The 19931-nt window shown below is 68.8% G+C and carries 18 protein-coding genes; 15 read left to right on the top strand and 3 right to left on the bottom strand.

The genetic code is table 11. The features are described from left to right. Positions 1–47 precede the first annotated feature (47 nt). A complete protein-coding gene (locus tag AC1DBL_RS15875; RefSeq protein ID WP_476926475.1) occupies positions 48–1151 on the bottom strand; it encodes a fatty acid desaturase family protein in 1104 nt (367 codons plus the stop codon). Between the two features lie 185 nt (positions 1152–1336). On the opposite strand from AC1DBL_RS15875, the gene argC reads away from it, so the two are divergent. From argC to AC1DBL_RS15825, 10 genes are all read left to right on the top strand, one after another. Continuing rightward, positions 1337–2368, top strand: a complete 1032-nt coding sequence (gene argC / locus AC1DBL_RS15870; RefSeq protein WP_476917648.1) for an N-acetyl-gamma-glutamyl-phosphate reductase — start codon at positions 1337–1339, stop codon at positions 2366–2368. Further along, positions 2365–3531 (top strand): bifunctional glutamate N-acetyltransferase/amino-acid acetyltransferase ArgJ, encoded by a 1167-nt coding sequence (gene argJ, locus AC1DBL_RS15865; RefSeq protein WP_441419433.1) that lies wholly within the window; start codon positions 2365–2367, stop codon positions 3529–3531. The genes argC and argJ overlap by 4 nt, the downstream gene beginning before the upstream one ends. 16 nt (positions 3532–3547) lie before the next feature. Then, positions 3548–4480, top strand: a complete 933-nt coding sequence (gene argB / locus AC1DBL_RS15860) for an acetylglutamate kinase (protein ID WP_441419434.1) — start codon at positions 3548–3550, stop codon at positions 4478–4480. Positions 4481–4548: 68 nt separating this feature from the next. After that, on the top strand, positions 4549–5778 hold the full coding sequence (locus AC1DBL_RS15855; protein ID WP_476893619.1) for an acetylornithine transaminase: 1230 nt from the start codon (positions 4549–4551) through the stop codon (positions 5776–5778). Between the two features lie 8 nt (positions 5779–5786). Then, positions 5787–6782: an ornithine carbamoyltransferase gene (gene argF / locus AC1DBL_RS15850; RefSeq protein WP_476926474.1), complete on the top strand. Its 996-nt coding sequence runs from the start codon at positions 5787–5789 to the stop codon at positions 6780–6782. Continuing rightward, a complete protein-coding gene (locus AC1DBL_RS15845) occupies positions 6782–7312 on the top strand; it encodes an arginine repressor (protein WP_441419436.1) in 531 nt (176 codons plus the stop codon). Before argF ends, AC1DBL_RS15845 begins: the two co-directional genes overlap by 1 nt. Positions 7313–7372: 60 nt before the next feature. After that, positions 7373–8578, top strand: coding sequence for an argininosuccinate synthase (locus AC1DBL_RS15840; protein ID WP_175323273.1), 1206 nt, complete (start codon positions 7373–7375; stop codon positions 8576–8578). Positions 8579–8583: 5 nt separating this feature from the next. Beyond that, positions 8584–10020, top strand: coding sequence for an argininosuccinate lyase (gene argH, locus AC1DBL_RS15835; protein WP_441419437.1), 1437 nt, complete (start codon positions 8584–8586; stop codon positions 10018–10020). A 147-nt stretch (positions 10021–10167) separates the two neighbouring features. Next, on the top strand, positions 10168–10689 hold the full coding sequence (locus AC1DBL_RS15830) for a pyridoxine/pyridoxamine 5'-phosphate oxidase (protein ID WP_441419438.1): 522 nt from the start codon (positions 10168–10170) through the stop codon (positions 10687–10689). 56 nt (positions 10690–10745) lie between these two features. Beyond that, positions 10746–11486 carry a maleylpyruvate isomerase family mycothiol-dependent enzyme gene (locus AC1DBL_RS15825; RefSeq protein WP_476893569.1) on the top strand — a complete coding sequence of 247 codons (741 nt, stop codon included), beginning with the start codon at positions 10746–10748 and terminating at the stop codon, positions 11484–11486. Here the strand turns inward: AC1DBL_RS15825 and AC1DBL_RS15820 are convergent. Together AC1DBL_RS15820 and AC1DBL_RS15815 are read right to left on the bottom strand one after the other, a co-directional pair. Continuing rightward, on the bottom strand, positions 11483–11998 hold the full coding sequence (locus AC1DBL_RS15820; protein ID WP_441419440.1) for a methylated-DNA--[protein]-cysteine S-methyltransferase: 516 nt from the start codon (positions 11996–11998) through the stop codon (positions 11483–11485). The two genes, AC1DBL_RS15825 and AC1DBL_RS15820, sit on opposite strands and share 4 nt — an antisense overlap. Continuing rightward, the gene (locus AC1DBL_RS15815; protein ID WP_476926454.1) at positions 11995–13593 is read right to left on the bottom strand and encodes a DNA-3-methyladenine glycosylase 2 family protein; all 1599 of its coding nucleotides are present in this window, start codon (positions 13591–13593) and stop codon (positions 11995–11997) included. The genes AC1DBL_RS15820 and AC1DBL_RS15815 overlap by 4 nt, the downstream gene beginning before the upstream one ends. Positions 13594–13695: 102 nt before the next feature. Between AC1DBL_RS15815 and AC1DBL_RS15810 the strand changes: the two genes are divergently transcribed. From AC1DBL_RS15810 to tyrS, 5 genes are all read left to right on the top strand, one after another. Next, positions 13696–14337: a DNA-3-methyladenine glycosylase gene (locus AC1DBL_RS15810; protein ID WP_476926453.1), complete on the top strand. Its 642-nt coding sequence runs from the start codon at positions 13696–13698 to the stop codon at positions 14335–14337. Between the two features lie 9 nt (positions 14338–14346). Beyond that, a complete protein-coding gene (locus AC1DBL_RS15805) occupies positions 14347–15069 on the top strand; it encodes a hypothetical protein (protein ID WP_476926452.1) in 723 nt (240 codons plus the stop codon). Beyond that, positions 15066–15629, top strand: coding sequence for an adenine phosphoribosyltransferase (locus AC1DBL_RS15800; protein ID WP_476926451.1), 564 nt, complete (start codon positions 15066–15068; stop codon positions 15627–15629). The genes AC1DBL_RS15805 and AC1DBL_RS15800 overlap by 4 nt, the downstream gene beginning before the upstream one ends. A 128-nt stretch (positions 15630–15757) precedes the next feature. Further along, the gene (locus tag AC1DBL_RS15795; RefSeq protein WP_441419445.1) at positions 15758–17986 is read left to right on the top strand and encodes a HelD family protein; all 2229 of its coding nucleotides are present in this window, start codon (positions 15758–15760) and stop codon (positions 17984–17986) included. Positions 17987–18134: 148 nt separating this feature from the next. Further along, entirely contained in the window at positions 18135–19448 is a 1314-nt protein-coding gene (tyrS, locus tag AC1DBL_RS15790; RefSeq protein ID WP_441419446.1) for a tyrosine--tRNA ligase, read from the top strand. Positions 19449–19931: the final 483 nt, after the last annotated feature.

Raw genomic sequence — 19931 nt, 5'->3', positions numbered from 1 at the left:
CATCCTAGGGACACCGGCGCGCCGGGCGCAGTATGCCCGGCGTGCCGCTAGTAACGGCGGGTAACGGTGGCCATTGGGCACTCGAAGTGGCGGCCCGCGGCGAGGCCGACGTCGTTGAGGTAGCGCACGATGATGCCGTAGGACTGCAGCAGGGTGGTTTCGGTGTACGGGACCTGGTGCTTGGCGCAGAACTCGCGGACGATCACGGCGGCCTTGTCCAGCTGGGGGCGTGCCATGTCCGGGAAGAGGTGGTGCTCGGCCTGGCGGTTGAGGCCGCCGAGCAGGATGTCCATGAAGCGGCCGCCGGAGATGTTCCGGGACGTGAGGACCTGGCGGCTGAAGAAGTCCACCCGGCTGTCAGCCGGCAGCACGGGCATGCCCTTGTGGTTCGGTGCGAAGGAGGCGCCCATGTAGAAGCCGAAGACGGCGAGCTGCACGCCGATAAACGCCAGTGCCATGCCCCAGGGCAGGAACGCGAAGGCGAGAACGGGCAGCAGGCTCAGCCGGGCCGCGAGGATGGGGATCTCCACCCAGCGGTGCGTGACCTTGGCGCGGCGGACGATGAACCTGACCGAATCGATCTGCAGGCCCAGGCCCACGAGGAACAGCAGCGGGAAGAAGAACCAGCCCTGCTTGCGGGTCAGGAAGGAGAACCGTCCCTGCCGGGTCGCCGCGGCTTCGGGGAAGAAGGCGATCGCGCCGGTGGCGATGTCCGGATCCTTGGAAATCACGTTCGGGTGGTTGTGGTGCGCGCCGTGCTTCTGCTCCCACCAGGAGTAGCTGATGCCGGCCACCGACGTGGCCAGCAGCCGTGCGGCCCAGTCGTTGGCGCGGCGGGAGGCGAAGATCTGGCGGTGCCCGGCCTCGTGGGCCAGGAAGCTCAACTGGGTGCAGAGGATACCCAGGGCTGCCGCGATGAGGAGCTGGAACCAGCTGTCCCCGATCAGCGCGAAGCCGAACCAGGTGGCGGCCATCAGCAGGGCCAGGATGGAAAACACCGTCACGTAGAACCCGGTGCGGCGTTCCAGCAGGCCTTCGGCCTTGACGCGCTTCAGCAGTTCCGAATAGCTCAGGACGACGGCGTTGGGCTGCCGGACCCGCGGCTGCGGGTGCGCCGGGGAGTCGGCGGAAAGTGTGGTGGAGGGGGTCATGAAACGCATGCCTCGTAACTGTTACGGGCAACGCTGCAGCCGACATTTGCGGCCGCACGGTCTGGATCACCCTCTACCCAGCATACGCTGACGGTTTCGTCCGCGTCCGGACACGGCCTTCGGCATGGCCGCGCGCATGCATAAATATCGGGCTCTATGCATAGTCTTGCTGTACACTCGGTGCTATGACTATTTCTGTTGCCGTCTCCGGCGCAAGCGGCTACGCCGGCGGCGAAGTATTGAGGCTCCTGGCCGGTCATCCCGACGTCACCATCGGGGCCATTACCGCGCACAGCAACGCCGGTTCCAGACTAGGGGAATTGCAGCCGCATCTCCATGGCCTGGCGGACCGCATCCTCGAAGACACCACCGTGGAAAACCTGGCCGGACATGACGTCGTGTTCCTTGCCCTCCCGCACGGGGCGTCCGCCGAGATCGCGGCGCAACTGCCCGCCGGCACGGTCGTGATCGACGCCGGCGCGGACCACCGGCTGGAGGATCCGGCGGCGTGGGAGAAGTTCTACGGATCGCCGCACGCCGGCACCTGGCCCTACGGGCTGCCCGAGCTGCCGGGCCAGCGCGAGGCACTGCGCGGCGCCACCCGAATCGCCGTGCCCGGCTGCTACCCGACGTCGGCCCTGCTGGCCCTCACCCCGGGCTTCAGCAACCACCTGCTACAGGCCGACGACGTCGTGATCGTTTCCGCTTCCGGTACGTCCGGGGCCGGCAAGGCCGCGAAGGTGAACCTGATCGGCGCCGAGGTGATGGGTTCGATGAGTCCCTACGGCGTCGGCGGCGGGCACCGGCACACCCCGGAGATCGAGCAGGGGCTGTCCAAGGCGCTGAACGCGCCGGTGACGGTGTCCTTTACCCCCACGCTGGCCCCGATGAGCCGCGGCATCCTCACCACGGCCACCGCGAAAGTCCGGCCGGGCGTGACTGCTGAGGAACTGCGCCGCGCCTGGGCCGAGGCGTACGACGAGGAGCCGTTCGTGCACCTGCTGCCGGAAGGCCAGTGGCCCTCCACCAAGTCCGTGCAGGGCTCCAACCACGCCGTGATGCAGCTGGCCCTCGACGGACACACCGGCCGCGTGATCGTCACCTGCGCCATCGACAACCTCACCAAGGGGACCGCCGGCGGCGCCGTGCAGTCCATGAACATTGCCCTCGGCCTGGCGGAAACCGCCGGCCTCGACCTCCAGGGAGTCGCACCGTGAGCATCACCGCCCCCAAGGGATTCCGCGCTGCCGGGGTCAAGGCCGGCCTCAAGGCCTCCGGAAACCCGGACCTGGCCCTCGTGGTCAACGACGGCCCCAACAAAGCCGCCGCCGCCGTCTTCACCTCGAACCGGGTGGCCGCCGCGCCCGTGCACTGGTCCCGCGAAGTCATCAAGGACGGCCGGGTGGACGCCGTGATCCTCAACTCCGGCGGCGCCAACGCCTGCACCGGCCCGCAAGGCTTCCAGAACACCCACACCACCGCCGAAAAGACCGCCGAGGCACTCGGGGCCTCAGCGACGGACATCTTCGTCTGTTCCACCGGCCTGATCGGCGAACAGCTTCCGATGGACAAGCTCGTCCCCGCGATCGGCGTCGCAGCCGCGGAATTGAACGCCGACGGCGGCCCGGCAGCGGCTGCCGCAATCATGACCACCGACTCGGTGTCCAAGCAGGCGGTCTTCACCGGCGCCGACGCCGAGGGCCGGGAATTCACCATCGGCGGCATGGCCAAGGGAGCCGGCATGCTTGCCCCGGGCCTGGCCACGATGCTCGTGGTCCTCACCACGGACGCGGAGGTCCAGCCCGAACTGCTCGACGTCGTGCTCCGCGACGCCACCCGCGTCACCTTCGACCGGGCCGATTCGGACGGCTGCATGTCCACCAATGACACTGTGGTGCTGCTCGCCTCCGGCGCCACGGGCGCCGTGCCCTCCGCCGTCGACTTCGGCAAGGGGCTCACCCAGGTGTGCGCGGAACTGGCCCGCAAACTGATCGGCGACGCCGAGGGTGCCAGCCACGACATCGCCATCCGTACCTTCAACGCCGCGAGCGAGAAGGACGCCGAAGTGGTCAGCCGGGCCGTGGCCCGCTCCAACCTCTTCAAGACGGCGATCTTCGGCAAGGACCCGAACTGGGGCCGCGTGCTGTCCGCCGTGGGCACCACGGACGCGGCCTTCGAACCGGACCAGCTGAATGTCTCGATGAACGGTGTGCAGATCTGCCGCAACGGCAGCATCGGCGAGGACCGCGGCCTGGTGGACCTGGAGCCGCGCGAAGTCCTGGTCGAGATCGACCTGCAGGCTGGCGCCGCCGAGGCCACGATCTGGACCAACGACCTGACGCACGAGTACGTCCACGAAAACAGCGCCTACTCCAGCTAAGGGAATGACGAACGACATGAGCACCCAGACCCGCGAGACCACTTCCATGGCCGACGCGCAGGGCAAGGCCGGCACCCTGATCGAGGCGCTGCCCTGGATCCAGCGCTTCGCCGGAACCACCATGGTGATCAAGTATGGCGGCAACGCCATGGTCAACGACGAACTCCGCCGCGCCTTCGCCGAGGACGTCGTCTTCCTGCACCACGTCGGCATCCACCCCGTCGTGGTGCACGGCGGCGGCCCGCAGATCAACGCCATGCTCAGCCGGCTCGGCATCGAATCCGAGTTCAAGGGCGGCCTGCGCGTCACCACCCCCGAGGCCATGGACGTGGTCCGGATGGTCCTTACCGGCCAGGTGGGCCGCGAGCTCGTGGGCCTAATCAACTCGCACGGGCCCTACGCCGTCGGGATGTCCGGCGAAGACGGCGGACTGCTGCGCGCCGTCCGCACCGGCACCGTGGTGGACGGCGAAGAGGTGGACCTGGGCCTCGTCGGCGAAGTCGTCGGGGTGAACCCGGAAGGCATCCTGGACATCGTGGCGGCCGGCCGGATCCCGGTGATCTCGACCGTCGCGCCGGAGATCTCCCCGGACGGGTCCACCACCGGGCAGGTACTCAACGTCAACGCGGACACGGCTGCGGCGGCGGTCGCGTCGGCCCTGGGTGCCTCCAAGCTGGTCATCCTGACCGATGTCGAGGGCCTCTACGCCAACTGGCCGGACAGGTCATCGCTCATCTCGTCGCTGACGGCGTCGGAGCTGCGCGAGATGCTCCCGCGTCTTGAATCCGGCATGATCCCGAAGATGGCGGCCTGCCTGAAAGCGATTGACGACGGCGTCGAGCGCGCGCACATCGTGGACGGCCGGCTGCCGCACTCGATGCTGCTGGAAACCTTCACGACCGCCGGCATCGGCACCCAGGTCGTCCCGGACGAGGAAGTGAACGCATAGTGAGCAGCACTGAACTGAGCCATTCCGCCGAAGCCTCCAGCGCCGGCTCGGCCCCCACAGCTTCGGTTATGACTGGAACGGGCAGCGGCGCGCAGTGGCTGTCCCGCTACTCGTCCTCGCTGCTTGGCGTCTTCGGCACCCCGCAGCGCGTACTGGTCCGCGGCGCCGGCTGCCTCGTCTGGGACGCGGACGGCAAGGAATACCTGGACCTGCTTGGCGGCATCGCGGTCAACGCGCTGGGCCACGCCCATCCCTTCGTCACCTCGGTGATCTCCAGCCAGTTGGCCACCCTGGGCCACGTCTCCAATTTCTTCACCAGCCCCACCCAGATTGCCTTGGCGGAGAAGCTGCTGGAAATTTCCAAGGCACCGGCCGGGTCCAAGGTGTTCTTCGCCAATTCCGGCACCGAGGCGGTCGAAGCGGCGTTCAAGCTGGCACGGCGGAATGCTGGCGTCAGCCAGACAGACACGGACGCGCAGCCGCGGACAAAGATCATCGCCCTCGAAGGCGCCTTCCACGGCCGCACCATGGGCGCCCTGGCGCTGACCTCGAAGGAAGCCTACCGGGCGCCGTTCGCGCCGCTGCCCGGCGGCGTCGTCCACGTCCCCTTCGGTGACATCGACGCCCTCCGCGCCGAGATCGACGACACCACCGCCGCGGTCTTCCTCGAACCCATCCAGGGCGAGGCGGGCGTCCGCCCGCTGCCCGCCGGCTACCTCCGGGCCGCCCGCGAAGCCACCAGCGCCGCCGGCGCCCTGCTGATCCTGGACGAGGTCCAGACCGGCATCGGCCGCACCGGCAAGTGGCTGGCCAGCGAAGACGCCGGAATCGTTCCCGACGCCGTGACCCTCGCCAAGGGCCTGGGCGGCGGGTTCCCAATCGGCGCCCTGCTCACCTTCGGCCCCGAGGTGTCCGCACTGCTGTCAGCCGGCCAGCACGGGACGACATTTGGCGGCAACCCGGTCGCCACCGCGGCCGCCCTGGCCACCCTGCACGTGCTGGAGAACCAGCAGGTGCTCGCCCACGTCCGGGAGGTGGGGGAGCACCTGCGCACCGGGCTCGCCGGAATCGCCGGCGTCACCGAAGTCCGCGGCGAAGGCCTGCTGATCGGCTTCGACCTCGACGCCGACGTCGCCCCCGCCGTCGTCACCGCCGGACTCGACGCAGGATTCATCGTCAACAGCCCCGGCCCGCACACCATCCGGCTCGCGCCGCCGCTGATCCTCACCGAGGCCCAGGCCGACCGCTTCCTCGCCGCCCTGCCGGCCCTCCTCCAGACCGCAAAGGACGCCCAGTGACCGCCTCCATGACCGCATCCGTGCCGACCCGCCACTTCCTCAAGGACACGGACCTCACCCCGGCCGAGCAGGCCGAGGTCCTGGACCTCGCCCTCCGGATGAAGGCGGCCCCGTACAGTGTCCAGCCCTTCGCCGCGGAAGGCAGCGGCCGCAAGACCGTGGCCGTGATCTTCGACAAGACCTCCACCCGGACCCGTGTCTCCTTCGCCACCGGCATCGCGGACATGGGCGGCAACGCCCTCATCATCAACCCGGGCGAAGCCCAGATCGGCCACAAGGAGTCGGTTGAGGACACCGCCAGGGTCCTCGAACGCATGGTTTCCACCGTCGTGTGGCGGACCGGGGCGCACGCCGGCCTCGTCGCGATGGCCGAACACTCGCGCGTCCCGGTGATCAACGCCCTGTGCGACGACTACCACCCCTGCCAACTCCTCGCCGACCTGCTGACCGTCAAGGAGCACAAGGGCACGCTGGCCGGCCTCACCATGAGCTACCTCGGCGACTCGGCCAACAACATGGCCAACTCCTACCTGCTGGCCGGCGTCACCGCTGGCATGCACGTGCGCATCTCCGGCCCGGAGGGCTACCTGCCCGCGGCGGAGATCGTCGCCGCCGCGGAGGAGCGCGCCGCGGAGACCGGCGGCTCGGTGCTGGTAACCGTGGACGCCGCGGAGGCGCTCCGCGGAGCCGACGTCGTCGCCACCGACACCTGGGTGTCGATGGGCCAGGAGGACGAGAAGGACGCCCGGCTGCAGCTGTTCCGCGACTACTCCGTGGACGAGGACGCGATGACGCTTGCCGCGCCGGACGCCGTCGTGCTGCACTGCCTCCCGGCCTACCGAGGCTACGAAATCTCCGCCGGCGTGATCGACGGCCCGCAGTCCGTGGTCTGGGATGAGGCCGAGAACCGGTTGCACGCGCAGAAAGCCCTGATGGCCTGGCTCATGCACCGCTCCGGCCTGGCAGTTGTTGACGGGCTCGCGCCAGTGGACGGGCTGGGCTGATGTCCGTCCAGCCCGCCGCCCAGGGGGCCAGCCCGGCCACCAAGACGGCCCGGCAGGCGCGGATCACCGCGATCCTGACCGGCGAATCCGTCCGCTCGCAGGCCGAGCTGGCGGCCCTGCTCGCGGACGACGGCGTCCAGGTCACCCAGGCCACGCTGTCCCGCGACCTCGTGGAGCTCGGCGCCGTCCGGGTCCGCGGCAAGGAAGGCGTGCTCGTGTACGCCGTGCCGGGGGAGGGCGGGGAACGCGCGGCCAAAAGCGGCGTGACGCAGGAAATCCTCGACGCCCGGCTGGCGCGGCTCTGCGGCGAACTGCTCGTCACGGCCGAGGCCTCCGCGAACCTTGTGGTGCTCCGCACCCCGCCGGGCGCCGCGAACTTCCTGGCCCTCGCGATCGACCACTCGGTGATGCCCTCGATCCTCGGCACCATCGCCGGGGACGACACCGTGCTGCTGGTCACCCGCGACCCGGCCGGCGGCGCCGCGGTCGCCGCCCGTTTCCTGTCACTGGCCGAAGAGGCCGGCCAATGACCCCCACCCGTGAACTTTCACCAGAGACCCCAAGAACCCAACAACTAAGGAGCATTTGAAGTGACTGAGCGTATTGTGCTGGCCTACTCCGGTGGCCTGGATACTTCCGTAGCCATCGGCTGGATCGGAGAAGCGACCGGCGCCGAGGTCATTGCCGTGGCGGTCGACGTCGGACAGGGCGGCGAGTCGCTGGAGACCATCCGCCAGCGTGCCCTCGGCTGCGGCGCCGTCGAAGCGTACGTGGCCGACGCGTCCGACGAGTTCGCGAACGAGTACTGCATGCCCACCCTGAAGGCGAACGCCCTCTACCAGGGCCACTACCCGCTGGTCTCCGCAATCTCCCGCCCGGTGATCGTCAAGCACCTGGTCAAGGCCGCCCGCGAATTCGGCGCCACCACGGTGGCCCACGGCTGCACCGGCAAGGGCAACGACCAGGTTCGTTTCGAGGTCGGCATCCAGACCCTCGGCCCGGACCTGAAGTGCATCGCCCCGGTCCGCGACCTCGCCCTGACCCGCGACAAGGCCATCGCCTTCGCCGAGGAGAAGGGACTGCCGATCGAGACCACCAAGAAGAACCCGTACTCGATCGACCAGAACGTCTGGGGCCGCGCCGTCGAGACCGGCTACCTTGAGGACATCTGGAACGCCCCCACCAAGGACATCTACGACTACACCGCCACCCCGGAGTTCCCGCCGGCCCCGGATGAAGTCACCATCTCCTTCGAAGCCGGCGTGCCGGTCGCAATCGACGGCGTCAAGGTCACCCCGCTGCAGGCCATCAAGGAACTGAACCGCCGCGCCGGCGCCCAGGGCGTCGGCCGGATCGACGTCGTCGAGGACCGCCTGGTCGGCATCAAGTCCCGCGAAATCTACGAGGCGCCCGGCGCGATGGCGCTGATCACCGCGCACAAGCACCTCGAGGACATCACGATCGAACGCGAGCAGGCCCGCTTCAAGGCCACGGTCGGCCAGCGCTGGTCCGAGCTGGTCTACGACGGCCAGTGGTTCTCCCCGCTCAAGCGCTCCCTGGACGCCTTCATCGAAGACACCCAGCGCTACGTCTCCGGCGACATCCGCATGGTGCTGCACGGCGGCCAGGCGATCGTCAACGGACGCCGCTCCGAGACCTCCCTCTACGACTTCGACCTCGCCACCTACGACACCGGCGACACCTTCGACCAGTCGATGGCCCGCGGCTTCATCGAGCTGTGGGGCATGTCCGCCAAGGTTGCCTCCGGCCGCGACATCCGCGTCGCAGGAAAGTAGCCCCTGTGGCTGAGTCGGAATCCACCAAGTCCGAGGCTACGAACACGGGTGCGTTGTGGGGCGGCCGGTTCGCCGGCGGCCCCGCCGACGCCCTCGCGGCGTTGAGCAAGTCCACGCACTTTGACTGGCGGCTGGCCCGCTACGACATTGCCGGGTCGCAGGCGCACGCCCGCGTGCTGCACAAGGCCGGTCTGCTGGACGACGCCGAGCTTGAAGGCATGCTGGACGCCCTGGGCCGGCTGGATGCGGACGTCGCCTCCGGCGCCTACACCCCGGCCGAGTCCGACGAGGATGTGCACGGTTCGCTGGAACGCGGCCTGATCGAGCGTGCCGGCAGCCAGCTGGGCGGCAAGCTCCGCGCCGGCCGGTCCCGCAACGATCAGGTGGCCACGCTGGGCCGGATGTTCCTGCGCGACCACGCCCGGATCATCGCCCGCGGCGTCCTCGCCACGATCGACGCGCTGATCGGCCAGGCCAAGGAACACCGCGGGGTGGCCATGCCCGGCCGCACCCACCTCCAGCACGCCCAGCCGGTCCTGCTCAGCCACCACCTGTTGGCCCACGCCTGGGCGCTGCTGCGCGATGTGCAGCGGCTGGCCGACTGGGACAAGCGCGCTGGGGTCTCGCCCTACGGCTCCGGCGCCCTCGCCGGTTCCTCGCTGGGCCTGGACCCGGAGGCCGTCGCGGCGGACCTCGGCTTCAACTCGGCCACGCACAACTCGATCGACGGCACCGCCTCCCGCGACGTCTTTGCCGAGTTCGCGTGGGTGTCGGCGATGATCGGCGTGGACCTGTCCCGGGTCTCGGAGGAAGTGATCCTGTGGGCCACCAAGGAGTTCTCCTTCGTGACCCTGCACGACTCCTACTCCACCGGCTCCTCGATCATGCCGCAGAAGAAGAACCCTGACGTGGCCGAACTGGCCCGCGGCAAAGCCGGCCGGCTGATCGGCGACCTGACCGGGCTGCTCGCCACGCTCAAGGGCCTGCCGCTCGCGTACAACCGCGACCTGCAGGAGGACAAGGAACCGGTCTTCGACGCCGCCGACACCCTGGAGCTGCTGCTCCCGGCCGTGTCCGGCATGATCGCGACCCTGAAGTTCAACACCGAACGGATGGAAGCGCTGGCACCCCAAGGCTTCGCACTGGCCACGGACATTGCCGAATGGCTGGTCCGGCAGGGAGTTCCGTTCCGCGAGGCGCACGAGCTCTCCGGCGCCGCCGTGAAGCAGGCCGAAAGCCGCGACGTGGAACTCTGGGACCTGACGGACGAGGAATACGCCGCCATCTCGGAGCATTTGACCCCGGAGGTCCGCACGGTGCTGTCAACCGAGGGCTCGCTCAACAGCCGCAACTCGCAGGGCGGCACCGCGCCGGCCGCCGTCGAACGCCAGCTGCTGGCGCTCGAGGCGGAGCTCGACGGCGTGCGCGCGTACGCGGGGTAGCACTTCGACACCCGCGAGATGGGGCCCACACCCGCAGGGTCCCCTGACCGAGCTTGCGAGGTTAGGGGGCGGGTGGGGACACTTCGCGGCAATGTTTTTCGTAAACACTGCCGCGAAGTGTCATCTCGTGGCGCTTAAGGTGGGTGCATGAGCGAATCGTTCCGCCAGTTCCTGCGTGCCCTGCCCGACTTCCCGGACGTGCTCCCGGACTTCGACCCGGCGACGGCACCCGAGGACCCGGGGGAACTGTTCCGGCAGTGGCTCGCCGAAGCCCTGGCGGCCGGAGTTCCGCAGCCCAACGCCTGCAGCCTGGCCACCGCCGACGCACTCGGACGTCCGTCCTCGCGGATGCTGATCCTCAAGGACATCGACGACGACGGCTGGCACTTCGCGACGTCCCGCCAGTCGCGCAAGGGCCGGGAACTGGCAGAGAACCCGAGCGCTGCGCTGAACTTTTTCTGGCAGCAGCAGGGCCGCCAGGTCCGTGTGGCCGGCCAGGTTGTGGCGCTCTCCGCGGAAGCCTCCGCCGCCGACTGGCACGATCGGCCCGGCGCCGACGGCAGCGAGAACCCCAGCTGGCAGCTCTACGCGCTCCGGCCCCGCGAACTCGAATTCTGGCAGGCCCGGCATGACCGGCGGCACATCCGGCACCGCTACGGGGCGCGCTGAGACGGCTCAGCCCAGTTAATCACCGTTAATCCGGAGGCTCCGTTAGGATGGGCGCCATGACCTCAATCACCCCTGAAAACCTGCTGGAGGAACTCCGCCGCGCCGCGGACGTCGTGACCGGAATCGCCGCCAAACTCAACGACCAGGACGTCCTGGCCGCGTCCGAACTCCCTGGCTGGACCCGCGGGCACGTGCTGGCCCACCTGGCCGGAATCGCCAACGCGATGGCCCGCCAGGTTGAGTACGCCGGCCGCGGCGAAAGCATCGAACTCTACGACGGCGGCTTCGAGGGACGCACCCGCGCCATCGAACTGGCGGCCGGCCACAGCGCTGAGCAGCACCGGGCCGCGCTGGCCGCGGCCTTCGAGCGGGCCCTGGGCGCCTTCGGTGCGCTGGAGGCGGCGGGCTGGCGGGAGCCGATCAGTTACCGCGGCGGCGTTGTGTTCGACGGCGGCCTGGCGCTCTGGCGCGAACTCACCATCCATGCCACGGACCTGGGCACCGGCCGCGGCCCCGAAACGTGGAGCAAGCCGTTCTGCGAGCATCTCTTCGAGTTCCTGGCCGCCCGGGTGCCTGAGGGCGAGCGTTTTGTGCTCCAGCCGCTCGGCCTGCCCTCCGTCGCGATCGGCGCCGCCGGCGGACGCTCCACCGCCATCAACGGCATGCTCACCGACATCGCGGCGTGGCTGGCCGGCCGCACCCCCACCCTGGGGAGCCTGCGCGCCACGGCAGCGGCCGACGGCGTCGAGCTGCCCGCGCTGTTGCCGTGGCCCGCGGGCGTTCCAGTGACGAACTAGGCCCGCACGGCCAGGGCCAGCTGCCGTTCGCGGTCCAGCAGGCTCTTTTTGATGGCGAGTCCCCAGCGGAACCCGCCCAGGCTCCCGTCGGTGCGGATCACCCGGTGGCATGGCACGAATAGAGCGGCCGCGTTGAAGGCGCAGGCGCTGGCCGCCGCCCGGACGGCCTTCGCGTTGCCGGACAGTTCCGCGTACTCGGTGTACGTCACCGGATGCCCCGGCGCCACGGTCCGCAGCATGTCCCAGGCATGGCTGCGGAAGGGGCCCGATTTCTGCAGCACCGGGACTTCCATCGCGGCTCGCGGGTTGCCGGCGTAGAACTCCTCGACGGCGGCCGAGATGCCGCGCAGTTCCGACACTGGTTCGTAGCCGCCGGGCAGCAGGTCCGGGTGGATCTGGCCCGTGAGTTCGCCGGGCACCGCGGTCCAGCCCGAGGCCAGCACCGCGCCGTCCCGGGCAATGATGGTGAACGGACCGTCCGGGGTGGAGATGGTCAAAAGCTGGGCTTTCATGTCGTCACTTTCTTCGAAGCTGCTGTCTTGGGCCGGGCTGACTTGGTCCGGGCTGCCATGGTCCGCGCTGCGGACTGGGCCGCTGCGGCCGCACGCCAGAGGTGCATGGTGGCGTAGGAGCGCCAGGGACTGACCTCCCGAAAATCGGGAGAGAGCGAATCGGGGGCGATCGGGTCGGCGGGCAGGCCATCCGCAGCCGCGGCGGCGCCACCGGCGTTATCGTCTGACGCCTGCGCCAGCGAGCGGATACCATTGCGGACCGCGGCGTCGTTGGCCAGGAAAACGTCCGGGGCGCCGATCACGCGCATTGCGACATAGCCCACAGTCCAGGGCCCGACGCCGGCCAGCGGCAAGAGCTTGGCCTGCAGGCCGGCGAGGTCGTCGCCGTAGCCAAAATCCAGGTCACCGGCGGCCATTGCCACGGCGGCGGCACGGACCGAGTCGATGCGGCGCTGAGGTCCGCGCAGCAACTGGAACCCGGTGTCCGCGATGTCCGCCGCCGTCGGGAAGAGCCGGTGCAGGCCGTCCGCCGGAACCAGGCTCTCGCTGCCGCACGCGGAAAGCTGGACCAGGGCCGTCCTCGCAGCCGCCACGGTGATCTGTTGGCCGATCATGGCGCGAATCAGCAGCTCCTGCGGATCCACGGCCCCGGGCATCCGCATGCCGGGGGCGGCGGCAACGCTGGCCGCCAGCCGCGGATCGGCGGCGAGGGAGGTATCGATCGCGACCGGGTCGGCGTCGAGATCCAGCAGGCGCCGCACCCGGCTGAGCAGCGAGGCCAGGTCCCGCAGGTCCACGGCCCCAATCGTCAGCCTCAGGGGCCGGCCCGGGGAGCCGGCGTCGTAGTCCACCCGGAAGCGGGCATCCCCGTGCGCCAACCGCAGGGTGCGGGCGTAGGAGGTGGAGCTTCCTTCCTCGATGCCCGGAATGGCTCGGACGGCCAGGAATGCGAACACCCCAGGATCGAACGGCTCCCGGTACGGCAGGTTCAACGTAAGCGCCGTGGAGGCCACCGCCGTCCGGGCCGTCGCCTGCTGGTGCCGCGCCGTGGCCCGCAGCGCCGAGGGGGTCATGGCAAAGACCTCGGTGATGGTCTCGTTGAACTGCCGGACGCTGCTGAAGCCCGAGGCGAATGCGATGTCGGCGGCCTTCATTGAGGTGGAGACCAGCAGGGTCCGGGCGGTCTGCGCACGGCTGGCCCTCGCCAGCGAGAGCGGGCCGGCACCGAGTTCGTGGCTGAGGATGCGGTTGAGCTGGCGCGAGGAGTAGCCGAGCCGCGAGGCGAGCCCTTCCACGCCGTCGCGGTTGATCACGCCGTCGTTGATCAGGCGCATGGCCCGGCCGGCGATGTCCGAGCGGACATTCCACGCCGGGGTGCCCGGCACGGCTTCGGGGAGGCAGCGTTTGCATGCCCGGTAGCCTGCGTCATGCGCGGCGGCGGACGTCTCGTAAAAGCTGACATTGCCGGCCTTCGGGGTCCGCGCCGGGCAGGAGGGCCGGCAGTAGATGCCGGTGGTGCGGACAGCGGTATAGAACTGCCCGTCGAAACGGGGGTCCCGGGCATCGATTGCCCGGTAGCGCTGCCAAAAGTCCATGGCTCCATCCTGCCAGCTTCCGGCGGACCTCTGCTAGCGGAAATCGGACACGGCCGTGAGGGGCCGCTATGCCGCGATTCAGGGGTTTGTTAAAGTCGGAGGATGGATTCCAGCCTGACGCCAGACGCCCTGCGCGGGCTGCTGTCCGCCGACGCCCGAACCGTGGCCCCGCTGCTGCTCGGCGCAGTGCTGACGCACAGCAGCCATGGTGGGCCGGTAGCGGTGCGGATCACCGAGGTCGAGGCCTATCTGGGGCCGGAGGACTCGCTGCACCCTGATCCCGGCTCGCACACTTTCCGCGGCCAGACCCGGCGGAACGCCCCGATGTTCGGCCCGGCGGGGCACCTCTACGTCTACTTCACCTACGGGATGCACCATTGCGCCAACATCGTCTGCGGCCCCGAGGGAGTGGCCTCCGCCCTGCTCCTGCGCGCCGGTGAAGTCGTGGTCGGGGAGGAACTGGCCCAGGCGCGGCGGCCGACGTCGAAAGCCCCGAAGCACCTCGCCAGCGGTCCGGCCCGCTTCGCCACCGCCCTGGGACTGACGACGGCGGACAGCGGCCGCGACGCGCTCAGTGCACCGTTCCGGCTCGAGCTCCCGGCCGTGCCGGCGGCCGCGATCAGTTCCGGGCCGCGGGTGGGCGTCTCTGGCGCCGGCGGCACCGACGACTACCCGTGGCGCTTCTGGCTCAGCGGCGACCCGACTGTATCCCGTTACAAGGCCGCGAAGGTCCGAACGGCTTAGCCGGCAATCATGGGCGAAGGCAAGCGCGGGAAGCCAGGCAGCGAGCTCGAACGGCTGGTGATCTTTGAGCAGCTCGCCGCCGAGTACTTCCGGATGGTGGCGCTGTTCCAAGCCGACGCGGAGCCGCCGGCGGTGCCCTCCAGCGCGGGTGGGACAGAGGGGGAGCGCCGGCATTGGATCGAGCTTTTTCGGGCCGCACTGCTGCGCAAATTCATCGTGCGCGACGAACACGTTTCACTCAAGCTGGTGGTGAGGGCACTCCGCCTCTGCAACTACTCGGCGGACCGACACCTGACGGAAGGCACGGAACACGTGGTTGAGCTGTTCACCGCGGAGATGGTCCAGGGACGTCAACGTGTGCTGCCAGGGCCCGGCCATGACGAAGTGCCGGCCCCGGATGAAGGGCCGGACCGCTTCGAGGACGTTCTCTATGGACGGCTTTTGCACGGCGACGCCGACCGCTTCCGCCGGTCCGGTTGGGCAAACGACTACGCCCGCCTCAGCGCCGCAGCGGACAGCCGGTTCGACGCGGAGCACGCGCTCGCCAAGGCGCTGGAACTCGTCAGGTACGGATTTGCCCATGACCTCTTGCGGTCCCCGGAAGCAGCGAGTGACGCGGCCGGGCCCCCGACGCGGGGCCCCCGACGGCCGGGCCCCCGACGGCCGGAGGGTAGGCCGGTAGCCCGCGGCCGGAACGGCCGTTTGCTACCAGCCAGTAAGATTGATGGGTGAAACAAAGCGAGCAGGCCCAGCCCCAGACCAGCAACGCAATCCCGGTGGACGAGCTGATCGCCAGCCTGTGCGCCACGGTCCCTGACTACCCCAAGCCGGGAATCATCTTCAAGGATCTGACCCCGGTCTTCGCCGACGGGGCCGCCCTCAAGGCTGTAGTCGGTGCGCTGGTGGCGCCCTTCCACGGCCAGTTCGACGCCGTCGCCGGGGTGGAAGCCCGGGGCTTCCTGTTGGCTGCGGCCGCCGCCTACGCCACGGACACCGGCGTCGTCACCGTCCGCAAGGCCGGCAAGCTGCCGCGCGAAGTGGTCTCCGAGGACTACTCGCTGGAATACGGCACCGCCACCCTGGAACTGCACAGCTCGGACCTGGCGCCGGGTACCCGGGTGCTCATCCTCGATGACGTCCTCGCCACCGGCGGCACTTTGGGCGCAGCCTCACGGCTGTTCGAACGCTGCGGCGTCGAGGTGGCTGGCGTCGGCGTCGTGATGGAGCTCGGCGACTTGAACGGCCGCGCGGCCCTGGCTGGCCACCGCATCCACTCCCTGCTGAACCTCTAGCGGCCGGCAAACGCCTCGGTAGAATGCCTGCAAAAAGTCCAGTCTGATGAAAACTGACATATTTCGGGAGCGAACACCGAAATGGTTGTAGAATGGTTGGTCTGTCTTTTTCGATAGGGGAACGTTCGATGCACGACGCTGATTTGGCCCATGAACGCGACTATGTAGCCGGACTGTATGCCCGGCTGGATGAGCTGCGGGCGGAGAAGCGCGCCCAGCTCGCCCAGGTTCGCCGCGCCGGTGCCGTGGGCACCATGCAGAACGTCTCCGAGCGGGACGCGTTCGCCGCACTCTACGAGGACCGCCTCGCCCAGCTCGACGCCGTCGACGACCGCCTCGTGTTCGGCCGCCTCGACCTCGACTCCGGGGAAGCCCAGTACATCGGCCGCATCGGCCTGACCACCGAGGACCTGCAGCGGCTGATGGTGGACTGGCGGGCGCCCGAAGCCGGCCACTTCTACCAGGCCACCGCCTTCGACCGTCAGGGTGTACGCCGACGCCGGCACCTGATCCTGCAGGGCCGCGAAGTCAAGGCCATCGAGGATGACGTGCTCGACGCCGACATGCTGGCCGACAACGCCTCCCTGCAGGGCGAAGGCGCGCTGCTCGCGGCCCTGAACTCCAAGCGCACGGGCCGGATGTCGGACATCGTGGGCACCATCCAGTCCGAGCAGGACCGGATCATCCGTTCGTCCATCTCCGGGGCCCTCGTGGTCCAGGGCGGACCGGGTACCGGCAAGACCGCCGTCGCCCTGCACCGCGCCGCCTACCTGCTCTACACCCACCGGGACCGGCTCAAGACCGCCGGCGTGCTGCTGGTGGGCCCGTCGTCGTCGTTCATGAACTACATCGAACGGGTGCTGCCGTCCCTGGGCGAGACCGGCGTCGTGATGGCCAGCCTGGGCCGGCTGATGCCCGGCATCCACGCCGTCGCCGAAGACGATTCCGACGTCGCGGCGATCAAGGGCCGGCTCGACATGGCCGAGGTCGTCGCCAACGCGGTCGCCAACCGGCAGCGGATCCCGGCCGAAAACCGTGTCCTCGAAGTGGACGGCCGCAAGCTGGTGCTGACGCCCCGGCAGGTCCGCCGTGCCCGCGAAAAGGCGCGCGCCACCGGGAAGCCGCACAATGAGGCCAGGGTCTCCTTCGTCAAGATCCTGCTGCGCGAACTGACCGAGCAGATGACCGAACTGGTCGAGGCCAGCAGCATCGGCAACAACGCCGACCGTTCCTACCTCGCGGAGGACGTCCGTTCGGCGCGTGACGTGCGTGTGGCCCTGAACCTGTGCTGGATGCCGATGACCCCGGAGAAGCTGGTGGGCGAGTTGCTGAGCAAGCCCGCCATCCTCGAGGCCTGCACCCCGAACCTCAGCGCGGCCGAACGCGCCCGACTGCTCCGGCCGGCCGGTTCGCCGTGGACCGAGGCCGACGTGCCGCTGCTGGACGAGGCCGCCGAACTGCTCGGCGAACTGGATCCGGCTGCTGGCCGTGGCCTGGCCCAGCAGGAGCACGACCGGGCCCGCGACCTCGCCAACGCCAAGCAGACCCTGGTCAACATGGAAACGGCCGGGGTGGATGTCCTCATCTCAGCCGAAGAACTTGTGGACCAGAACCAGGAACGCGAGGCGCGGCTGACCGCGGCGGAGCGGGCCACGAGCGACCGCAGCTGGGCGTTCGGGCACATTGTGGTGGACGAGGCGCAGGAGCTCTCGCCCATGCAGTGGCGGCTGCTGGTCCGCCGCTGCCCGCTGAAGTCCTTCACGATTGTCGGCGACATCGCCCAGACGAGTTCGGTGGCCGGGGCGAAGTCCTGGCAGAGCGCGCTGGCCCCGATGTTCGGGGACCGCTGGCAGCTTGAGGAACTCACCGTCAACTACCGCACCCCGTCGCAGATTGCCGAGGCGGCGGCCCGGATGGCCAATGCCGCCGGACTCGTCGTCTCCGCGCCAAAGGCAGTCCGCGAGGGACGCTGGTCGCCGGTGATTGATCGCGTCGAGCCCGGGGCGATCGTGGACCGGCTCCTTGAGGTGCTCCCCGAGGAACTGGATGCGCTCGACGGCGGCCTGCTGGCCGTGATCGCCGACGGCGGGCTCTTGCCGGAGGCCACCGCCGCGTTGCGCGCAGCGTACGGCCGCCGCGTCGGCACGGGCGCCGGCAGCTACGAGCAGGACATTGTGGTGATCAGCCCCCGCGAGGCCAAGGGCCTGGAGTTCGACGGCGTCGTGGTGCTGGAACCGTCTGCCATGCTCAACCACGAGCACGGCCGGGTAGGCGATCTGTACGTCGCGATGACCCGCCCCACCCAGCGCTTACGGCTCATCGCGGCTGCTCCCGTACCGGCAGGCATCGAAGACTGAGGCTCCCCTCCCCGGTGGCGGCGGCCTGGGTTGCCGCCCCGGACGCTGCGGCTGTGCCGGGCCCGTCACGACGGCGCCGTCGCGCCCGGCGCCGTCACGAGCTGGAGCGGGGCCGTCCGGCCCTGTCGATCCTGCTAACTTAGATTCCGTGTCCCAGCTAAATGATCTTCAGTCCCAGCAGAACGACCCCGGCTTCGCCAACATCTGGCAGGAGCTGAAATGGCGCGGCCTTGTGCACGTTTCGACGGACGAGGCGGAGCTGGAGAAACTGCTCGCCGGCGCCCCCGCAACGTACTACTGCGGCTTCGACCCCACCGCGCCAAGCCTGCACCTGGGCAACCTCGTGCAACTGCTGCTGATGCGCCGGCTCCAGCTGGCCGGGCACAAGCCCCTCGGGTTGGTGGGAGGTTCCACCGGACTGATCGGTGACCCCCGGCAGACCGCCGAGCGGGTGCTCAACACTCCGGAGACCGTGGCGGAATGGGTCGGCCGGCTGCAGGGCCAGGTCCAGCGCTTCCTCAGCTTCGAGGGCGATAACGCGGCCCGGATGGTCAACAATCTCGACTGGACCGCCCCGCTGAGTGCCATTGATTTCCTGCGCGGCATCGGGAAGCACTTCCGCGTCGGCACGATGATCAAGAAGGACATCGTTGCCACCCGCCTGAACTCGGATGAGGGGATCAGCTACACCGAGTTCAGCTACCAGATCCTGCAGGGCATGGACTACCTGCAGCTGTTCCGCGACTACGGTTGCGTGCTGCAGACCGGCGGCTCGGACCAGTGGGGCAACCTCACCAGCGGCACGGACCTGATCCGCAAAGTGGAGGGCAAGCACGTCCACGCGCTGGGCACGCCGCTGATCACCAACTCGGACGGCACCAAGTTCGGCAAGAGCGAGGGCAACGCGATCTGGCTGGACGCGGAGATGTGCAGCCCGTACGCCTTCTACCAGTTCTGGCTCAACACCGCCGACGCCGACGTCGCGGCCCGCCTCAAGGTCTTCACCTTCCTCAGCCGCGCCGAAATCGAAGCCCTCGAAACCTCGGTTGCCGAGCGCCCGTTCGCACGTGTTGGCCAGCGGAAGCTTGCCTACGAGGTGACCTCGCTGGTGCACGGCGTCGAGGCCACCGAAAAGGTCATTGCCGCCTCGGCAGCCGTGTTCGGCGGCGGGGACCTGACCGCACTGGACGCAGAGAGCCTCAAGGCCGCGACGGCGGAACTGCCCTCCGCCACCGTGGACGGCTCCGGGCTCGGCATCATTGACCTGCTGGTGGCTACCGGGCTCTCCGAAAGCAAGTCCGCGGCCCGGCGTACCGTGGGGGAGGGCGGGGCTTACGTGAACAACACCAAGATCTCCGACCCCGACGCCGTCATCACGGCCGACGAACTGCTGCACGGGCGCTACCTGTTGCTGCGCCGCGGCAAGAAGAACCTGGCAACCGTGGAGGTTTCGGGAGCCTAGCCGGCACTGCACGGCTAAGCAGCGGTTCAGCCTCATGCACGCTCCCCTCCGGCCGATTTGCACGGCCGCAGGGGAGCGTGTATTGTTTTCTGAGTCGCCGCCGTTGAGCGGTGACCAACCCCCAACAAAAAAGAAGCAATTCTTCCTGCGCAAGATGTGGGAAAGCGAAATTGCTTCGCATTTTGCTGGGCGGATTCGCTTCTTCGGAGTGAATTTCGGAAGAACTTCCGGGTTTGCAAAGTGGAAATGAATGAAATAAGCTAAATACATCGCAGCGAAGAAATGCGGAACAAAAAGAAATTCACTGAGTGAATTGTTTCGAGAAGTATTCGAATGTGTCTGTTGTTTGAGAACTCAATAGTGTGCCAAGTTTGTTGATACCAATTTTGTATTGAATTGGTTGATTGTGCCGGGCCTGCCACCCCGTGGTTGGGTCCGGTGTTTTTAGCTGGTTTCAAATTTTGTGCATTGTGTTTATCCCGT

Source organism: Arthrobacter sp. 10T44, assembly GCF_056393885.1.
Note: the sequence above shows the minus strand (reverse complement) of the source record. Positions and strands in the feature narration are given on the sequence as shown.

Excerpts from the sequence above, each read along its gene's own strand:
- AC1DBL_RS15875 (WP_476926475.1), bottom strand. The coding sequence starts at position 1,151 with ATGACCCCCTCCACCACACTTTCCGCCGACTCCCCGGCGCACCCGCAG.
- argC (WP_476917648.1), top strand. The coding sequence starts at position 1,337 with ATGACTATTTCTGTTGCCGTCTCCGGCGCAAGCGGCTACGCCGGCGGC.
- argB (WP_441419434.1), top strand. The coding sequence starts at position 3,548 with ATGAGCACCCAGACCCGCGAGACCACTTCCATGGCCGACGCGCAGGGC.
- AC1DBL_RS15855 (WP_476893619.1), top strand. The coding sequence starts at position 4,549 with ATGACTGGAACGGGCAGCGGCGCGCAGTGGCTGTCCCGCTACTCGTCC.
- argF (WP_476926474.1), top strand. The coding sequence starts at position 5,787 with ATGACCGCATCCGTGCCGACCCGCCACTTCCTCAAGGACACGGACCTC.
- AC1DBL_RS15845 (WP_441419436.1), top strand. The coding sequence starts at position 6,782 with ATGTCCGTCCAGCCCGCCGCCCAGGGGGCCAGCCCGGCCACCAAGACG.
- AC1DBL_RS15830 (WP_441419438.1), top strand. The coding sequence starts at position 10,168 with ATGAGCGAATCGTTCCGCCAGTTCCTGCGTGCCCTGCCCGACTTCCCG.
- AC1DBL_RS15825 (WP_476893569.1), top strand. The coding sequence starts at position 10,746 with ATGACCTCAATCACCCCTGAAAACCTGCTGGAGGAACTCCGCCGCGCC.
- AC1DBL_RS15820 (WP_441419440.1), bottom strand. The coding sequence starts at position 11,998 with ATGAAAGCCCAGCTTTTGACCATCTCCACCCCGGACGGTCCGTTCACC.
- AC1DBL_RS15815 (WP_476926454.1), bottom strand. The coding sequence starts at position 13,593 with ATGGACTTTTGGCAGCGCTACCGGGCAATCGATGCCCGGGACCCCCGT.
- AC1DBL_RS15810 (WP_476926453.1), top strand. The coding sequence starts at position 13,696 with ATGGATTCCAGCCTGACGCCAGACGCCCTGCGCGGGCTGCTGTCCGCC.
- AC1DBL_RS15805 (WP_476926452.1), top strand. The coding sequence starts at position 14,347 with ATGGGCGAAGGCAAGCGCGGGAAGCCAGGCAGCGAGCTCGAACGGCTG.
- AC1DBL_RS15795 (WP_441419445.1), top strand. The coding sequence starts at position 15,758 with ATGCACGACGCTGATTTGGCCCATGAACGCGACTATGTAGCCGGACTG.